The following is a 16,549-nucleotide window of genomic DNA, read 5'->3' as shown; positions in this document are numbered from 1 at the left end:
GGGCGGGGTGCGCAATGTGCTGGTCGGGGCAGCACTGATTGGCATCCTGCTCAACGCCATGACCATCATCGACATTCCGCTGCTCTACCAGAACCTGATCAAGGCGGCGATCCTGCTCGGCGCCATCATCGTCGACGGCATCATCAATCCACGCGACGAGCAGACCGCCCAGCAAGGCGACATTTAGGGGTACCCGGTCCGATCCATCCCGATCGGCCGGCAATGAAAATCGAAACGAGAGGATCTGACATGAAATTCATCAGGACATTGATGGCAGCCGCCACGGCGCTTGCCGTCACGGCCTTCGTGGCGCCCACCTTCGCCGCCGACGATCCGGGCCCGGCGGCTTACGCGCAGGCGCTCAAAGGCAAGCGCGTCATGCTGGTGCCGCTGGCGATGGGCTTCGACCTGGCGCAGGGCTGGGCGCACTATCTGAAGACCGAGGTCGAGGCCTGGGGCGGCGTGTTCGAAACGCGCGATCCGAACTGGGTCGTCGATGCAGGCGCGCAGGCGATCACCGACGCCATCTCGTCGGACTCCAGGCCGGACGTGCTGATCATCCATGCACCGGACCTCAACTCTTATTCCAAGCTGATGAAGAAGGCGCAGGCCGCCGGCACCTATGTCATCCTGGTCGACAATCCGGCGAACTTCCCGGCCGACGCCTTTATCGGCAGCGACTGGGATCGGCTTGGCCAGCTCGAGGCCGAAGCGGCGATCAAGGGCTGCGGCGAAAACTCGTCGAAGAAGATCGGCCTGGTGCAGGGCGACCAGGCGAATTCTTCCAGCCTTTACCAGTATGCCGGCATCATGAAGGTGCTGGACAAGCATCCCGACTTCAAGGTGGTGGCGAAGCCCGATTCCAACTGGGATGCGACGACCTCGCGCAACGTGACGACGACGATGCTGCAGCAGAACCCCGACATCTGCTCGATCATCGATTTCTGGGATGGTGACGCCACCGGCGCGTCCGCCGCGATCCGCGACGCCAAGCTCGACGGCAAGGTGTTCCTGGTCACCACCGGCGGCGGCGAGAAGGCGGCCGACTGCGACAAGCTGCAGGACGGCACCTATGGCGCCGTGGTGATGACCGATCTTGCCCGCCAGTCGGGCGACATGAACGCCATCATCAAGTTCCTGCTGCAGAGCGGCCAGCCGGCCGGCACCTCGCACACCTACATCTACACGCTGGAGAAGGCGACGACCAAGGCCGACCTCAAGCCCGACAGCTGCTGGGACCTGAAGGCGCTGCAGGCCGAAGCGGCGGCGAAGTAGGATCTGTGCGGTTGATATCAATGAGGTGGCCGGGTCATCTCTAATCGTCAAAGGTTTGCGCTGCCCCTCACCCTTACCCTCTCCCCGTGAAGAACGGGGAGAGGGGGACGCCGACGTTGGTGCGCTTCCCTTCTCCCCGTCACTATACGGGGAGAAGGTGCCGGCAGGCGGATGAGGGGCAGCGCCGAGATCGAAATACCCCCGAAGCGATTGCCTCGGGAACAACCCGGCCCTTTTTCTCATGGAATAGCAGCAGCCGATGTCCTTTCGCGAACGCCTCCAGTCCTGGCGCTACAATCTCGTGCCCGACCATGTCGTCGGCGAGATTCTAACCAAACGCTGGACCGACAACGCCATTCCGTTCCTGGCGCTGGTGGCGACGCTGGCAACTTTCGGCTCGATCATTCCCGGCTTCTTCAAGCTGACCGCGCTGCAGGAATCGACCCGCCAGCTCGGCGAGTTCTCCATGGTGGTCACCGGCATGACGGTGGTGATGCTGGGCGGCGGCATCGACCTGTCGGTCGGCTCGATCTTCGCGCTGTCCTGCTTTTCCGCCGTCTATGTCTTCTTCATCCTCGAACAGTCCATCTGGCTGGCGCTGGCCGCGTCGCTCGCCACCGGCCTCGTCTTCGGCGCCATCAACGGCTATCTCGTCGGCTACCTCAGACTGCGCGCCTTTCTCACCACGCTGGTCACCTTCATCTTCGGCCGGGCGCTGTTCGACATCCTGGTCACCACCTATGCCGCCGATGTGCAGCTCTCGACCGCCACATCGGATGTGCTCGACTTTATCGGCGACAGCACCTTGTGGGGGCTCTCCGTCTCGGTGTGGCTGGCGATCATCCTGGCCATCGTCACCCATATCGCGCTGACGCGTTCGCGGCCGGGCTGGCACGTGCTGGCGGTCGGCGGCTCCAGGCGCTCGGCGCACAATGCCGGCATCCGCGTGCGCCGCACCGTGTTCATGACCTATGTCTTTTCCGGCTTCTGCGCCTCGATCGGCGGCTTCCTCATCGCCTGCCGCTTGAGCGGGGCAGGGCCGGGCACAGGCCTCAACCTCGAGATCATGGCGCTGACGGCGGCGGTGGTCGGCGGCGTCAGCCTTGGCGGCGGCCGCGGCTCGGTGATCAAGGGGTTGATGGGCGCCATCATCGTCTTGACCATGACCAACGGGCTGATCCGGCTGGGCTACGGCACCGGCACCAACCAGATGGTGCTGGGTATCATGCTGGCGGTGGCGGTGACCATCGACATCCGCTGGCTGAAGAACCGCCACAAGGTGCTGAACGAGGTCTATGTCGCGCCGGTCTATCTCAAGATGGGCGAAACGCAGTCGGCTGCGCCCGGCTCGGGCACGCCCTACGAGCTCGACAACAGGCTGTCGGCCGCCGACCATATCGGGCTTGGCGAGCTGGAAGGGCCGGAAGACGTCATCCTCGACCGCGATGACAATCTCTATTGCGGCACCCGCCACGGAGAAATCGTCCGCTACTTCGCGCCGGACTATGTCAGGTCGGAAGTGTTTGCCCATATCGGTGGCTTCCCGCTGGGCTTGGCCTTCGACAAATCAGGCAACCTGATCAGCTGCGTCGGCGCCATGGGCCTCTACTCGGTCTCGCCGGATCGGGAGGTGAAACGCCTGTCGGCGGAGACCTCGCGCTCCTGGACCTCGATCGTCGACGATGCGCGGCTGCGCGACCCGAACGACTGCGACATCGCACCCGACGGCCGCATCTACTTCACCGACTCGACCAAGCGCTATGACGCGCATGACTGGGCGCTGGACTCGATCGAGAATCGCGCCACCGGCCGGCTGCTGGTCTACGATCCGAAGGACGGGTCGACCAGGACGCTGCTCGACGGCTACCGCTACACCAACGGCGTGTGCATGGCGCATGACGGCAAGTCGCTGTTCTTCGCCGAAAGCTGGGCCTGCCGCGTGCATCGCTACTGGCTGGAAGGGCCGAAGGCGGGCACCGCCGAATGCGTTATCCGCGACATGCCGGGCTACCCCGACAACATCAACCGCGCTTCCGACGGCAATTACTGGATGGCGTGGCTCGGCATGCGCACGCCGAGCTTTGACCTGTCGCTGCGCCATCCCGACATGCGCAAGCGCATGACGCGGCGGCTGCCGCAGGACGAATGGCTGTTCCCCAACATCAACACCGGCGGCGTGGTGAAATTCACAGAGAAGGGCGGCATCGTCGAAGCGATGGGCGACCTCACCGGCGGCGCGCACCCGATGGTCACCTCGATGCGCGAGCACAAGGGATATCTGTTCGTCGGCGGCATCCTCAACAACCGCATCGGCCGCTACAAGATTGCAGGCGCCGACCCGAACTGGACCAGCCCCGCGTCCTATTGGGGAGCAAAACCATGATCCTCGATCCTGTGCTGGACCTGTTTCGCGGCAAGGCCGTGACCATACCGCCGCTCGACGGCGCTTTTCGTCCCAACACGCGGCTGGACGATGCGCCTGCGTTTGCCGAGCTGACGGAACCGGACAATCTGCTGGTTACCGGTGACAGGCTGCTGGCCTCCAGCGGCAACGCCCTCTATTCGATCGCTGCCGGAAGCGAGCCAAAAATTGTCGAGACGTTTCCGTCTGCTGTCACCGCGCTGGCGCTGTCGCCATCGGGCGAACTGACGGTCGGGTTGGAGAGCGGCAAGCTGCTGATTGGCGGCAGGGAGGTTTCGCTGCCGGCCGAGATCCGCTGCATCACCGCACTTGCCTATGCAGACGATGGTGCGCTGTGGCTGGCCAATGGCTCGGCCGAGCACGCGCCCTCGCAATGGGCCGCCGATCTGATGACGAAGGGTGCCTCCGGTTCATTGTGGAAGCGGGATGCGGCGGGCGGTGATTTTCGCAAGGTCGCCGGCGACATTGCCTTTCCCTATGGACTGCATCCTGTCGGCCGGGATGTTCTGGTCAGCGAAAGCTGGCGTCACCAGCTCATCCGATTCGACGGTGCGACCGGCAGCCGTTCCACGGTGCTGGCGCATCTGCCAGGCTATCCCGCGCGGCTGTCACCGTCCGCCGATGGTGGGGCGTGGCTGACCTTGTTTGCGCCGCGCAACCGGCTGATCGAATTCGTGCTGCAGGAAACGCATTACCGGCAGGATATGCTCAGCCAAGTGCCGCCTGCCTACTGGATCGCGCCGGCGCTGGCTTCCAGCCGAAGCTTCCTCGAACCGCTGCAATGCGGCGGCATCCGCACCATGGGCATCCACAAGCCATGGTCGCCGAGCCGCTCCTACGGGCTTGTGGTCAGGCTCGACCAGAAGATGCTGCCGCAATTCAGTCTGCACAGCCGCGCCAACGGCACGCGCCACGGCATCTGCAGCGTGGCCGAGAAGGACAGCCATCTGTCCATCGCCTCCAGGGGCGGCGACTGCGTGCTGTCCATCGACCTCGCTTCGGGAGGTTTCTGATGGAACCGATCGTTCGGCTGGAAAACGTCACCAAGACCTATCGCGGCGTGCCCGCGGTGAAGAATGTCAGCTTCGACCTCAGGAAGGGCGAGATCCATGCACTGCTCGGCGAAAATGGCGCCGGCAAATCGACGCTGACCAAGATCATCGCCGGCGTGGTCGATGCGACCTCAGGCAAGATGTTCCACAACGGCCGGGAGATCGCCTACGCTTCGCCACACGCAGCCCTTGAAGCCGGTATAGCCATGGTGTTCCAGGAGACCAGCCTGGTGCCGTCAATGACGGTGGCGCAGAACCTCTATCTTGGCACCGAAAAGTTCCTCAACCGGCTGCGCGGCACCTACATCTCGGCCCAACAATTCCTGCAGTCGCTGAATTTTCCTGTCGATCCGAACGCCATGGTGGCGACACTGGGTGCGGCCAAGCGGCAGATGGTCGAGATTGCGCGCGCCGTCCACCACAATGCCGAGATCATCATCTTCGACGAGCCGACGGCGACGCTGACGCCGGAGGAGAAGCGCCATTTCTTCGCGCTGATCCGCCGGCTGAAGGCGAGCGGCGTTTCGATCGTCTTCATCAGCCATGCGCTGGAAGAAGCGCTTGATATTGCCGACCGCATCACCATCCTGCGCGACGGCGAACTGGTCATCACCGACGACACATCGGCTTTCGATCGCGACAGGATCGTCGCCGCCATGGTCGGGCGCACTTTGTCGGGGCAAATCTACCGGCAGCGTGACGAAGCAAAGCTGCGCAAGGCGGGCCGGAAGGTGCTGTCTGTTCAGGACATCTCGATGAGCAATGTCGTGCGCAACACGTCCTTCTCGATCTTCGAGGGCCAGATCACCGGCGTGTTCGGGCTGATCGGCTCCGGCCGCACCGAGACGTTCAAGATCATCTCCGGCATCTACAAGCGCGATTTCCTGCGCGGCGGCGCCATTGAGCTGGATGACAGACCGGTGCGCTATCTCGTGCCGAGCGAAGCGGTGGCCGACGGCATCGTCTATGTCACCGAGGACCGCAAGAGCGAAGGCATTTTCGAGACGATGGGCATTGCCGAGAACCTGTTCGGTGGGCTGCTGGCGGCGGGCCGCGAAAAGGCTTGGGTGATCAACCAGCAGGAGATGCGCGCGCTGTCGGCCGAATGGACGAAGACGCTGAACATCAAGGCGATCAACGACAATGCGCGCGTCGTCGAATTGTCGGGCGGCAACCAGCAAAAGGTGGTGATCGGCAAGGGACTGGTGCAGAGGCCGCGCATCGTCATCTTCGACGAACCGACACGCGGTGTCGATGTCGGCGCGATCGCCGAAATCCATCAGATCATCAACCGGCTGGCCGATGAGGGCCTGGCCGTCGTCGTCATCTCGTCCTACCTGCCGGAGATCATGAACCTGTCCGACCGCATCCTGGTCTGCCGCCAGGGCCGTATCGTCGAGGAGTTTTCGCCGGCGGAGGCGACGGAGGAGAAGATCATGTACGCGGCGGTGCATTAGGGTTCTGGGCGATGCTTACGTCGATAATTGGCCGGGACGTCCATCCCTTCGTCATCCACGGGCGAAGCAAGGAGCGTAGCGACGCGGCGCAGACCCGAGGATCCATGCCGCGACTTCCAGGCGTCGCTGCGGTGCAGAATTCTGCTCCGCTGCACTCTTCGGCTAAGGTCACGGAATGGATCCCAGGGTCTCCGCGACGGCGCTTCGCGCCTGCTTCGCCCTAGGATGACGAAGTTTAGGTGCCTCGGCTAATCTTCAACGCTATTGCGCGCCAAAAACTGAGTCAAAGAAGCTGGTTAGCCGCCTTTGCTCGAAACTTGATTCAACGAGCCAGTTCATCGATCCAAACGAAAGGAAACCCCATGGCCACCACAAGACTCCTCAGCGATGCCGAGGTGGAGAAAATCCCGGCCGTGAAAGCCGTCTTCGACGACATCCGTGCGACGCGCAAATCCGAATTCGTCAACAATTTCTGGCGCGGGCTGGCCAATGATCCCCCGGCGCTGAAGCGGATCTGGGAACAGCTGAAGGTGGTGATGGTCGCCGACAGCGCCATCGATCCGCTGACCAAGGAGATGATCTACATCGCGGTGTCGACCGCCAATGGCTGTTCCTACTGCGTCCACTCGCACACGGCGGCGGCCCGCGCCAAGGGCATGACCGACGCGCAGCATGGCGAACTGGTGTCGATCATCGGGCTCGCCGGCCAGACCAACCATCTGGTGACGGCGATGCAGATCCCGGTCGATCCGCAGTTCGAGGTGAAGTGAGGATGCTGCGCGGTCTTGCCTTCTCCCCTTGTGGGAGAAGGTGTCGCCGAAGGCGACGGATGAGGGGTGTTCCAGGGAGCGCCACGCTTCACTTCGCTGGAACACCCCTCATCCGTCTCGGCGCTGCGCGCCGATCCACCTTCTCCCACAAGGGGAGAAGGGAAGGGCGCGCTACACCGGCCGGTAAACCTTCTCTGTCGTGTTCCAGAAGATATCCGCCTCCGCCGCCGTGCCGTGCTTGGCCACCGCATCCCGGTGCGCCTTGATCAGCTCGGCGTGGCTGGTCCACAATTTCTCGATCGGGAAGTTCGAGCCGAACATCAGATGGTCGGCGCCCAGGATGTCGATTGCGTTGTCGACGATGTAGGCGATCAGCGCCGGGTCGTTGCGGTGGACGAAGGTGCCGAGGCCGGAGAGCTTGGCGTGGAAGTTTGGTGCGGCCGAGAGCGCGCGCAGGCCGGCTTTCCAGGCTTCGGTGGTCTCCGGTTCCATGCCGGTTAGCATGCCGGCATGGGTGAGGATGAAATTGGTTTCGGGATTTTCGCCGACCAGCGTCAGCCCGTCCTTCATCTGGGCGGGGAAGAGCTGCAGGTCGAAGGACAGGCCATAGTCCTTGAGCCTCGCCACATTGGCGCGCACCTTGGGATCGATCACCTGATCGGCCGAAGCGGCAAAGCGAAAGGCCGGCGTCTCGTGCCAGTGCAGCTGCATGCGCACGCCGCGCAGCAGCGGATATTTTTTCAAGCGATCGATCTGGGGCCTGATATCGTCGACGGTCATGTCGGTATAGCCGACGATGGCATGCGGCCAGCCGGTCTCGTCTGATGTCTTCTGCAGGAAGGCGACTTCCTTCTCGAAATCCTCCTTGGCCCAGTTGGTCTGGACATAGACGGCCTTCTCGACGCCGGCGCCCTGCTGGTCCTCGAGGAACTCCTCGATCGGATAGTCGCGCCGGATCGGCTCGTAGGGGCCGAAGATGCGCGGCACCATCGGTCCGACCAGCCAGGGCTGGTCCTTCTGGCGCCAGATGTGGAAATGCGCGTCGTTGGTTTTCTGCATCACGAAACCCTCTTCCAGATTGCCGCCGCCGCCGAGGCAGGCCGGGCGAGCGACAGGATGAAATCGGTGAGGCCGGCAAGCGACGAGCCGTCGACCAGATCGTCGAGGTCAGGCAGGATGGCGCGAAGCGCTGCCGTGGCTGGCCGGAAGCGCGGGTCACCGGCCAAGGGTGTGGCCAGCGACAGCCGGAAGGCGCGGGCGCTCAGCCGGCGCATCGCCGTCTCCAGCTCGCCATGATCGCCGCGCTCCAGCGCGTCGGACAGGATGACCACCGCTGCACCGCGCGCGAAGGCGGAAAAGCGGGGCACTGACAGGAAGGCGAGCAGCGTCGGGCCCATGCGGGTGCCGCCATCCCAGTCGTCGACCTGGGCAGCGGCGCGGGCCAATGCCTGGTCGCGGTCGCGGATGCGCAGCGCAGCGGTGATGCGGGTCAGCCGCGTGCCGAAGGTGAAGATTTCGGCGCGGTCGGCACCTTGCACGGCAGCATGCGCCAGCTTGAGATAGTCCGCTGTGTGCAGCTTCATCGAGCCGGAGACGTCGATCAGGATCAGCAGCTTGCGCGGCACGGTCTGGCGCCGGCGCAGCAGCGGCGAGGGGACGTCGCCATCGGCGCTGACGATTTCCCTGAGCGACCGGCGCAGATCGAGCTTGCCGCGCGAATGGGTGCGCACGGTGCGGAAGGAGCGGCGGGCGGGCAAGGCGGAAGCGAGCTTGCGGCGGAACGCGGCAAGGCCGTCATCGTCGCGCTGGAAGTCGCGGGTGCTTAATTGTTCGGCGCCGGAAGAGAGTTCGCCACCTTCTTGCTGGCTTATCACCTCGATCTCTTCCTGGCTCGCGCCGCCATCATCCTTGATGCGGGTTTCCTCGTCGGCATCGCCTTCGACCACAGCGGATGTATTGCCATAAAAATGGCTCTGGAAATGCGCTTCGAATTCGTCGCGGCGATCGGGCGGCGGCGCAAGGGTGGCAAGGGCGGCCTCGCGGATGTCCGCCATCGAGCGGGGGCCGAGCAGGGTCACCGCCTGCATGAAGCCGGAGACTTGCTCGGGGGCGATGGCGAAACCGTAGCGGCGCAGAAGGCGACCGAAACTTAGCAAGGGTGCGGCGGCGTGGGGTAGGCTCTCCTCGCCCCGTTCACGGGGAGAGGATGCCGGCAGGCAGGTGAGGGGCGACGCCACCTTCTGCCCACTATGGTGCTGCCCCTCATCCGCCCCTTCGGGGCACCTTCTCCCCGTGAACGGGGAGAAGGGATTGTTGACGTCGCGGCTCACGCCAGCGCCTCCTCGACGATCCGTCCAAGCTCCGGTGCGATGTAGGAGAGATCCTCCTCGTCCTTGATCAGCACGCCGATGGCGCGGCGGAAGGCTTCCGGCCACGGGCTGCCGCCCTTTTCCAGGATGGTGGCGGCGTTGGCCCATTCGACCGCCTCGGCAATACCCGGCGGCTTGGCGAGTGGCCGGGCGCGGATGGTCTGCACGGCTGCCGCCACCGCACGCGCCGTTGTCTCCGCCACATCGCCGGCGCGCAGCATGATGATGGCGGCTTCGCGCCCGGCGTCGGGATAGCCGATCCAGTGATAGACGCAGCGTCGGCGCAGCGCTTCGGCGAGTTCCCGGGTGCGGTTCGAGGTCAGGATGACGATCGGCTGTGCCGTGGCGCGGATGGTGCCGCGTTCGGGAATGCTGATCTGGAAATCGGAGAGGAATTCTAGAAGCAGCGCCTCGAATTCGTGGTCGGAACGGTCGATCTCGTCGACCAGCAGCACGCGCTGCTCTGGCGCTTTCAGCACCTGCAGCAGCGGCCGGGCGATCAGGAAACGGTCGTCATAGATGTCGATCTCATGCTCGCCGGCATGGCGGATGGCGAGCAGCTGCCGCTGGTAGTTCCACTCATAGAGCGCATGCGCGGCGTCGATGCCTTCGTAGCATTGCAGCCGCACCAGATCGCGGTCGAGCAGTTGCGCGATCGCCTTCGCCGCTTCGGTCTTGCCGACGCCTGGCGCGCCTTCGAGCAGCAGCGGCTTGCCCAGCCGGATCGCCAGGAAGATGGCGGTCGACAGGCTTTCATCGGCCAGATAGCGCGAGGCGGCCAGATGCTGCGCCACCGCCTCCGGCGAGGTCGCGACAGTCTCGGCGCTTGTCCCAGTCATTGCAGCCCTCAGTTCGCCGCTTGCGCCTTCAGCGCGCGCAAGATGCGCTCGGGCGTTATCGGCAGCGTGTCGATGCGCACGCCGACAGCGTCGAACACGGCATTGGCGACCGCGGGGATTTGCGGGTTGGCGCACATTTCGCCCGGTCCCTTGGCGCCGTACGGTCCATCGGCAGACGGACGCTCCAGGACGATGATCTCGGTCTCGGCGAGGTCGCCGGGGCCGGGCATCAGATACTGGTTGAAGTCGGTGCCGCCATGGTCGCGGTTGGGATAGTAAGGCTCGGTCGTCTCGTAGAGCGCGTGGCTGATGCCCATCCAAGAGCCGCCGACCAACTGCTGCTCGACCATTTTCGGGTTCAGCGCGCGGCCGATCTCGAAGACGTTCTTGACCGTCAGCACGGTCACTTCGCCGGTCTCGTCGTCGACCTCGACCTCGGCCACGGTGCAGGCATGCGCGTAGCAGGTCGATGGCTTCATCGCGCCGGTCTCTTTCTCCGGATAGGAGCGCGGGATGAGGAACATGCCGCGGCCGGAAATCGAGCGGCCGCGCTTGAAATGCGCCGACAGCGCGACATCGAAGATCGAGATCGACTTCTGCGGCGCGCCCTTGACCAGGATGTTGCCCTGGCCGTCGGTCTCGAGGTCGGAGGCATTCACTTCCAGCTCCTCGGCAGCCACCTCCAGCATCACCTGGCGGGCCTCCCTGGCCGCCTGGATGACGGCGTTGCCGGCGCGGTGCGTGCCGCGCGAGGCGAAGGTGCCCATGCAGTGCGGGCCGGTGTCGGTGTCGGCGGTGTCGACGACGACACGGTCGGTCGGCACGCCGATCGTCTCGGCGCAGATCTGCGCCATGATCTGCTTCATGCCCTGGCCGAGATCGACGGAGGACAGCGTCACCATGAAATTGCCGGTCGGTGTCGAGTGGACCAGCGCCTGCGTCGGGTCGCCGCCGAGGTTCATGCCTGTGGGATAGTTGATCGCGGCGACGCCGCGTCCACGCCTGATCGCCATCTCAAACTCCCTTCACATAGGAGGACATCGCCATGAATTTCTCCGCCACCGGCCAGTTGGCGGCGCGCGAGGCTTCCTGCATGCACTCGATCAGAGCCGCGCCCTCGGTCGGCTGGCGATGCGCCTTCATGTCGCCGTCGCGATAGGCGTTGATGAAGCGGAATTCGAGCGGATCCATGCCGATCAGCCGCGCCAGCTTGTCCATCTGCACCTCCAGCGCGAAGTCGCCGATGGTGACGCCGAAGCCGCGCATGGCGGAGGAGGGCGTGCGGTTGGTGTAGACGCAGTAAGTGTCGATCCAGACATTAGGGATCGTGTAGGGGCCGGGATAGTGCCCCGCACCCTTCTGTGCGCCATAGGGCGAGTGGCGCGAATAGGCGCCGGCATCGGTGTAGCCGGTGACCTTGCGCGCGACGATGCGGCCGTCCTTCATGACGCCGTCCTTGATGACGACCTTTTCGGCCGCGCGCGGTGACGATATCTGCATCTCCTCCTCGCGGCTGTAGATAAAACAGACCGGTCGCCCGGTTAATTTGGCGCCGAGGATGGCGATCGGCTCGACGATGACGTCGACCTTGCCGCCAAAGCCGCCGCCGACGGTGCCGCCGACGAAATGCAATTTGCTGCCGGGCATCTGCAGGATGATCGAGGTGTTGTCGAGCGTGAAGAACATCGCCTGCGTGTTGGTGTAGCAGGTGAAGCGGTCATTGCCCTCGGGCGTCACCACGCAGCCGGTGGTCTCGGTCGGCGCATGCTCGATCGGCGAGGACTGGTAGCTCTGCTCGAGGATATGATCGGCGCCGGCGAAGCCCGCTTCGACATCGCCGAAGCGCACCTTGCGGCACTCGCCGCTGTCATAGAGGTAGTAATTCTGGCCGTGATATTCGTTGACCAGCGGCGCGCCGGGCTTCAGCGCCTCTTCCATGTCGAAGACGGCCGGCAGCACCTCATAGTCGACCTTGACCTTGGCGGCCGCTTCTTGGGCCGCGCGCTCGGTCTCGGCCAGCACCGCCACCACGGCCTCGCCCTTCCAGCGCACCTTGCCGTCGGCCAGCACGGTTTCGTCCTCCGGCCCGATCTGGATCAGGATCAGGATGGTGTTGACATTGTGCGGCACGTCCTTGGCGGTCAGCACTCTGACGACGCCCGGATGCTTCTCGGCCTCCGAGGTGTCGATCGAGCGGATACGGGCATGGTGGTGCGGGCTGCGCACCATCTTCAGATGCAGCATGCCGGGAAAGTTGCGGTCAGCAAAAAAGGCGGTCTTGCCGGTGACATGGCCGGGCGAATCCGAGCGCGGCCTTGGCTGGCCGATCTCGTGCAGATCGTCCTTGCGGACATCGGCGAAGTAGCTCTTGCGCAGTTCCATTCGTTTTGTTCCCTCAAGCCGCGTTCTGCGAGTTGGACCGCGCGGCGGTCAGCACCGCCTGGATGATCGGCTCGTAGCCGGTGCAGCGGCAGATGTTGCCCGACAGCGCCTCGACCACCTCGTCGCGGCTGGGGTTGGGCGTGTGGTCGAGCAGCACCTTGGCCGCCATGATCATGCCCGGCGTGCAGAAGCCGCATTGCGTGGCGAAGGTGTCGAGGAAGGCGCGCTGCAAGGGATGCAAGACGCCAGAATCGGAAAGCCCTGACGTGGTGCTGATGACGGCGCCATCGCAGGTCTCGGCCAAGGTCAGGCAGGAGAGCCGGAGCTCGCCGTCGATGATGACCGAACAGGCACCGCAAGTGCCCTGATGGCAACCGCCTTTCGGCGAGGTGTCGCCGATCTTGTCGCGCAGCGCATGAAGCAGCGTCGTGCCGCTGTCGACGAATTCGGCCTTTTCCGAGCCGTTGAGCGTGAACTGAACCGGAACCTTTGCCATGTTTTCCTCCCAGCGCGCCTGCCCGAACCATCGGACAGACGCGCGCCCCCGAACGAAATATTATGCGAGCAGCAGCCGGCCGAGATGGACCGGCAGGACTTCGTTGCGATACCAGGCGCTGGCAATCGGATCGGTGATCGGCGAGGTGCCATCACTGGCTGCGGCCAGAGCCGGCGCGATGCCGTCAGCGGTCAGCGTCCGGCCGAGCAGAGCCCTTTCCGCCGCGCCGGCACGCACTGGCCGGTCGGCCATACAGCCGAGCGCGATCCGCGCCGAAGCGACGGTGCCGTCCGGCGACTGTTTCAGAACAGCGGCGATGCTGAGCACCGAGATCCCCTTCGGCTTCACCCGGGACACTTTCAGGAAGCGAAAGCCGCCTTGCGGGGGAAGCGTGAACCCGACCGAAGTGACGATGGCGCGGCTGCCGTCCCGACTGGCCAGGAAGGTCTCGATCGGCGTTTCGCCGTCATCGGTGCTGACCGTGGCGTCGAGCGCCAGCAGGGCAACAGCGAAATCACCATAGGGAGCCGGGGCAAACAGATTGCCGCCGACGGTCGCCATGTTGCGGATCGCCGGGCCTCCGACGGCGCGGGCGGCCTTGGCAAGTGCGCCGAGGTCCGGATGACGGGCGATCGCCGCCATGGTCACCGAAGCGCCGATGCGCACCTTGCCGCCGGCAACCGCGATGGTGGACAGAGACGGCTCGGTCGACCTGATAAGACCGGAGACCGAAACATCGCCTTCATTGGCCGCGCGGACCACGAGCGTACCGCCACCGAGATAGCGTGTGCCAGCGGCTTTCAGCGCCGCGTTGGCGTCGTTCACCGTTGCAAAAGTCTGCAGTGCTAGCGCCATGGCCTGGCTCCTGTCAGCTCTGACCGGCGAAATGGCTTTTCAGGGCGTTGAAACCGCCCTGAAAAACATTGGCGCCCATGCCCTCGGCAATCTTGTCGGCTTCCTCGGGCGCGGCGTCGAAGCTGGCGGTCCATTCGGCATAGGTGCGGTCGCCATCGGTCACGCGCCGCAACTGCAGCGTCGCCTTGTGGTTGGTGAGCGGCTGCGGCGTCTCCAGGATGGAGTAGCTGACGAGGAAATTCTGGTCTGAGAAGTCGAGCAGTTTTTCACGGATGCGGGCGCCGCTGGCGAGCTGGAAATTGCGCACGCTGCCGATCGTCGAGGCATCCTTGCCGCCCTCGATATGGCTCTCGACCATGCGCGGATGCCAGCTTGGCAGTCCGTTGAAGTCGCGTATGCGCGCCCAGACCTTTTCGACCGGCGCGTCGATGACGCTGGAGATGGTGACTTTGGCCATTCAAATGTTCCCTTGCAAAAACGATCCGGTGCAAGGGTAGGGCGGCCATTTCAGCGGCGCTTATCAATGCGTCTTGAGCGCGTATCAAGGAGTCTGAAAAACGGTGGGAGTCTGAAAAAGGGCGGCGGGCGGCTGGTTCAGGCGATCGCCCGCGCGGCCTCGCGGTAGAGCGTCGGCGGCACGCCGACATGGTCGCGGAAGAAGCGCGAGAAATTGCCCTGCGTGGTGAAGCCGAGATTGCAGGCGACCGAGATCAGCGGCTCCTGCGACCATTGCAGCTGCCGCACCGCTTCCTCCATGCGCAGCGTGTTCCAGTAGACGTTGGGCGTCAGATTGGTCTGTTCCTTGAACAGCGCGAAGAAATGCGGCCGCGACAGGCCGACGCTGCGCGCCACATCATCGAAACAGATGCGCTCGCAGACATTGGCCTTCATCAGCTGGATCGCCTTGCGGACACGGAAATCCTGCATGGTGTTGATGCGAACACGCGCCTCCTGCGGCGCCGAGGCATCGGCGGCATCGAGCACGCTATCGATGAAACGCTCGATCTCGTAATTGGCGATGTCGTCGATGCTCTCATTGTCGCTGAGATGGTCGAGCAGATTGGCGGCTGCCTGGTGCAGCCAGGGCTCCAGCGTGATCGCGGCTTGTGAGAACAGCGGCGCGGACGAAGGCAGGTCGCGGCGGCGCCGCGCCCAGTCGGGATCGATGTAGAAGGCGAGGAACAGGCCCGGTGTGCCGTCTCGCGACAGAACATGGCTGTGCGGCTGGAAGGAGTTGATGCCGGCGGCGGTGCGCGGTCCAAGCGGTACCGTTTCGCGGCCGATGGTCATCTCCCCGGCCGTGCCTTCCAGCCAGATGATCAGATGCGCCTCGACATGGGCATGGGTGACGAAGTCGCTTGCGACATTCAGGACAGAAACATGTCCGAACCGGCCCCAGTAGAGCCTGATCGCTTCCGTCATGGGTATTCCTCCCGCAGACGACTGGCCTCCCTTCGCCTGCAGCGGGGATTGTGCGGCTGAGTTGGGGGCCGCGTCAAGACTTGGGGCCGCGACGGGATCGGATGACGGCCGATGCCTGTGGATTTTCAGACTGAGCGATAGGCACAGGAACGAATAGCGCCAACGTTGGTTTCCCCTTCTCCCCTTGTGGGAGAAGGTGGCCGAGCGAAGCTCGGTCGGATGAGGGGTGTTCCAGGGAACACAACGCCTCACTCCGCTGGAACATCAGCGTCTCACTCCGCTGGAACACCCCTCATCCGTCTCGGCGCTACGCGCCGATCCACCACCCTGGGCGAGTCACGGGCCTCGCCCGCCCTTCGGGCCCCACAAGGGGAGAAGGGAAGAACACCCTATCAAACCGAAGCCGTCATGCCGCCATCGACATACAGCGTATGGCCGTTGACGAAGGACGATGCGTCGGAGGCGAGGAAGACGGCGGCGCCGATCAGCTCGTCGACATTGCCCCAGCGCCCGGCTGGAGTGCGCTTTTCCAGCCAGGCGGAAAATTCCGGATTGTCGACCAGCGCCTGGTTCATCTCGGTGCGGAAATAGCCGGGCGCGATCGCGTTGATCTGCAGGCCGTATCTCGCCCAGTCGGCGCACATGCCTCGGGTCAGGTTGCGGATCGCGCCCTTGGTTGCGGTGTAGGGCGCGATGTTCGGCCTTGCCAGTTCGCTCTGCACCGAGCCGATGTTGATGATCTTGCCCTTGCCGCGCGGGATCATGTTGCGGGCCACCGCCTTGCCGGCGTGGAAGGCGCCGGACACGTTGGTCTTGAACAGCCGATCCCATTGCTCCTCGGGAAAATCCTCGAGCGGCGCGCGGAATTGCACACCGGCATTGTTGACGAGGATGTCGATGGCGCCGATCTCGGCCTCGATGCGGGCGACGTCGGCGTTGACCGCTTGAAAATCGGCGACGTCGAAACCCGAGGCATGCGCCTTGAAGCCGGCATCGCGCAGCTTTTCGACGGCGCTGTCGATCCTGGCGGCATCGCGGCCATTGAGCACCACGCTGGCGCCGTGTTCAGCGAGACCGCGAGCCAGGGCGAAACCTATGCCTTGGCCAGAACCGGTGATCAGAGCAAGCCGCCCATCAAGGCTGAACAGGGAGTTTGTCATCACACCGTTTGTCGTTTGACCATGATCTTGTCCGAAAACCGGTTTCCACT

General features: G+C 64.2%; 15 protein-coding genes and 2 pseudogenes. 6 read left to right on the top strand and 11 right to left on the bottom strand.

Annotated elements, in window-relative coordinates; genetic code table 11:
• A pseudogene (locus FCU66_RS23080) lies at positions 1-187 on the top strand (ABC transporter permease); the annotation flags it as partial.
• Between the two features lie 62 nt (positions 188-249).
• Complete coding sequence (locus FCU66_RS23075; RefSeq protein ID WP_136621403.1) at positions 250-1,275, top strand: sugar ABC transporter substrate-binding protein; 1,026 nt, start codon at positions 250-252, stop codon at positions 1,273-1,275.
• A gap of 60 nt (positions 1,276-1,335) precedes the next feature.
• Here the strand turns inward: FCU66_RS23075 and FCU66_RS42995 are convergent.
• Positions 1,336-1,455 (bottom strand): annotated as a pseudogene (locus FCU66_RS42995) (cytochrome c-type biogenesis protein); the annotation flags it as partial.
• Between the two features lie 79 nt (positions 1,456-1,534).
• On the opposite strand from FCU66_RS42995, the gene FCU66_RS23070 reads away from it, so the two are divergent.
• The 4 genes from FCU66_RS23070 (at position 1,535) to FCU66_RS23055 (ending at position 6,976) form a co-directional block, all read left to right on the top strand.
• Positions 1,535-3,658, top strand: coding sequence for an ABC transporter permease (locus FCU66_RS23070; RefSeq protein ID WP_136621402.1), 2,124 nt, complete (start codon positions 1,535-1,537; stop codon positions 3,656-3,658).
• Entirely contained in the window at positions 3,655-4,710 is a 1,056-nt protein-coding gene (locus FCU66_RS23065; protein WP_136621401.1) for an SMP-30/gluconolactonase/LRE family protein, read from the top strand. The genes FCU66_RS23070 and FCU66_RS23065 overlap by 4 nt, the downstream gene beginning before the upstream one ends.
• Entirely contained in the window at positions 4,710-6,206 is a 1,497-nt protein-coding gene (locus FCU66_RS23060; protein WP_136621400.1) for a sugar ABC transporter ATP-binding protein, read from the top strand. Before FCU66_RS23065 ends, FCU66_RS23060 begins: the two co-directional genes overlap by 1 nt.
• A 362-nt stretch (positions 6,207-6,568) precedes the next feature.
• Positions 6,569-6,976 (top strand): carboxymuconolactone decarboxylase family protein, encoded by a 408-nt coding sequence (locus tag FCU66_RS23055; RefSeq protein WP_136621399.1) that lies wholly within the window; start codon positions 6,569-6,571, stop codon positions 6,974-6,976.
• A 171-nt stretch (positions 6,977-7,147) separates the two neighbouring features.
• Here the strand turns inward: FCU66_RS23055 and FCU66_RS23050 are convergent, their stop codons facing one another.
• From FCU66_RS23050 to FCU66_RS23005, 10 genes are all read right to left on the bottom strand, one after another.
• Complete coding sequence (locus FCU66_RS23050; protein ID WP_168992123.1) at positions 7,148-8,035, bottom strand: amidohydrolase family protein; 888 nt, start codon at positions 8,033-8,035, stop codon at positions 7,148-7,150.
• Entirely contained in the window at positions 8,035-9,306 is a 1,272-nt protein-coding gene (locus FCU66_RS23045; RefSeq protein ID WP_246093990.1) for a vWA domain-containing protein, read from the bottom strand. Before FCU66_RS23045 ends, FCU66_RS23050 begins: the two co-directional genes overlap by 1 nt.
• A complete protein-coding gene (locus tag FCU66_RS23040; protein WP_136621397.1) occupies positions 9,303-10,184 on the bottom strand; it encodes an AAA family ATPase in 882 nt (293 codons plus the stop codon). Before FCU66_RS23040 ends, FCU66_RS23045 begins: the two co-directional genes overlap by 4 nt.
• A gap of 8 nt (positions 10,185-10,192) precedes the next feature.
• Positions 10,193-11,197, bottom strand: a complete 1,005-nt coding sequence (locus tag FCU66_RS42560) for a xanthine dehydrogenase family protein molybdopterin-binding subunit (RefSeq protein WP_023756899.1) — start codon at positions 11,195-11,197, stop codon at positions 10,193-10,195.
• A 1-nt stretch (position 11,198) separates the two neighbouring features.
• Positions 11,199-12,566 (bottom strand): xanthine dehydrogenase family protein molybdopterin-binding subunit, encoded by a 1,368-nt coding sequence (locus tag FCU66_RS42555; RefSeq protein WP_136621396.1) that lies wholly within the window; start codon positions 12,564-12,566, stop codon positions 11,199-11,201.
• A gap of 13 nt (positions 12,567-12,579) precedes the next feature.
• On the bottom strand, positions 12,580-13,062 hold the full coding sequence (locus tag FCU66_RS23025) for a (2Fe-2S)-binding protein (protein ID WP_057144300.1): 483 nt from the start codon (positions 13,060-13,062) through the stop codon (positions 12,580-12,582).
• Positions 13,063-13,122: 60 nt separating this feature from the next.
• Positions 13,123-13,917 (bottom strand): FAD binding domain-containing protein, encoded by a 795-nt coding sequence (locus FCU66_RS23020; RefSeq protein ID WP_136621395.1) that lies wholly within the window; start codon positions 13,915-13,917, stop codon positions 13,123-13,125.
• Positions 13,918-13,930: 13 nt separating this feature from the next.
• Positions 13,931-14,374 (bottom strand): SRPBCC family protein, encoded by a 444-nt coding sequence (locus FCU66_RS23015; RefSeq protein ID WP_136621394.1) that lies wholly within the window; start codon positions 14,372-14,374, stop codon positions 13,931-13,933.
• Between the two features lie 137 nt (positions 14,375-14,511).
• A complete protein-coding gene (locus tag FCU66_RS23010; protein WP_136621393.1) occupies positions 14,512-15,339 on the bottom strand; it encodes an AraC family transcriptional regulator in 828 nt (275 codons plus the stop codon).
• Between the two features lie 392 nt (positions 15,340-15,731).
• The gene (locus FCU66_RS23005) at positions 15,732-16,499 is read right to left on the bottom strand and encodes an SDR family oxidoreductase (RefSeq protein ID WP_136621392.1); all 768 of its coding nucleotides are present in this window, start codon (positions 16,497-16,499) and stop codon (positions 15,732-15,734) included.
• Positions 16,500-16,549: the final 50 nt, after the last annotated feature.

The sequence above is a fragment of the Mesorhizobium norvegicum genome (genome assembly GCF_004919685.1).
Lineage (GTDB): Bacteria > Pseudomonadota > Alphaproteobacteria > Rhizobiales > Rhizobiaceae > Mesorhizobium > Mesorhizobium norvegicum.
This window is presented reverse-complemented; position numbering and strand designations above follow the sequence as displayed.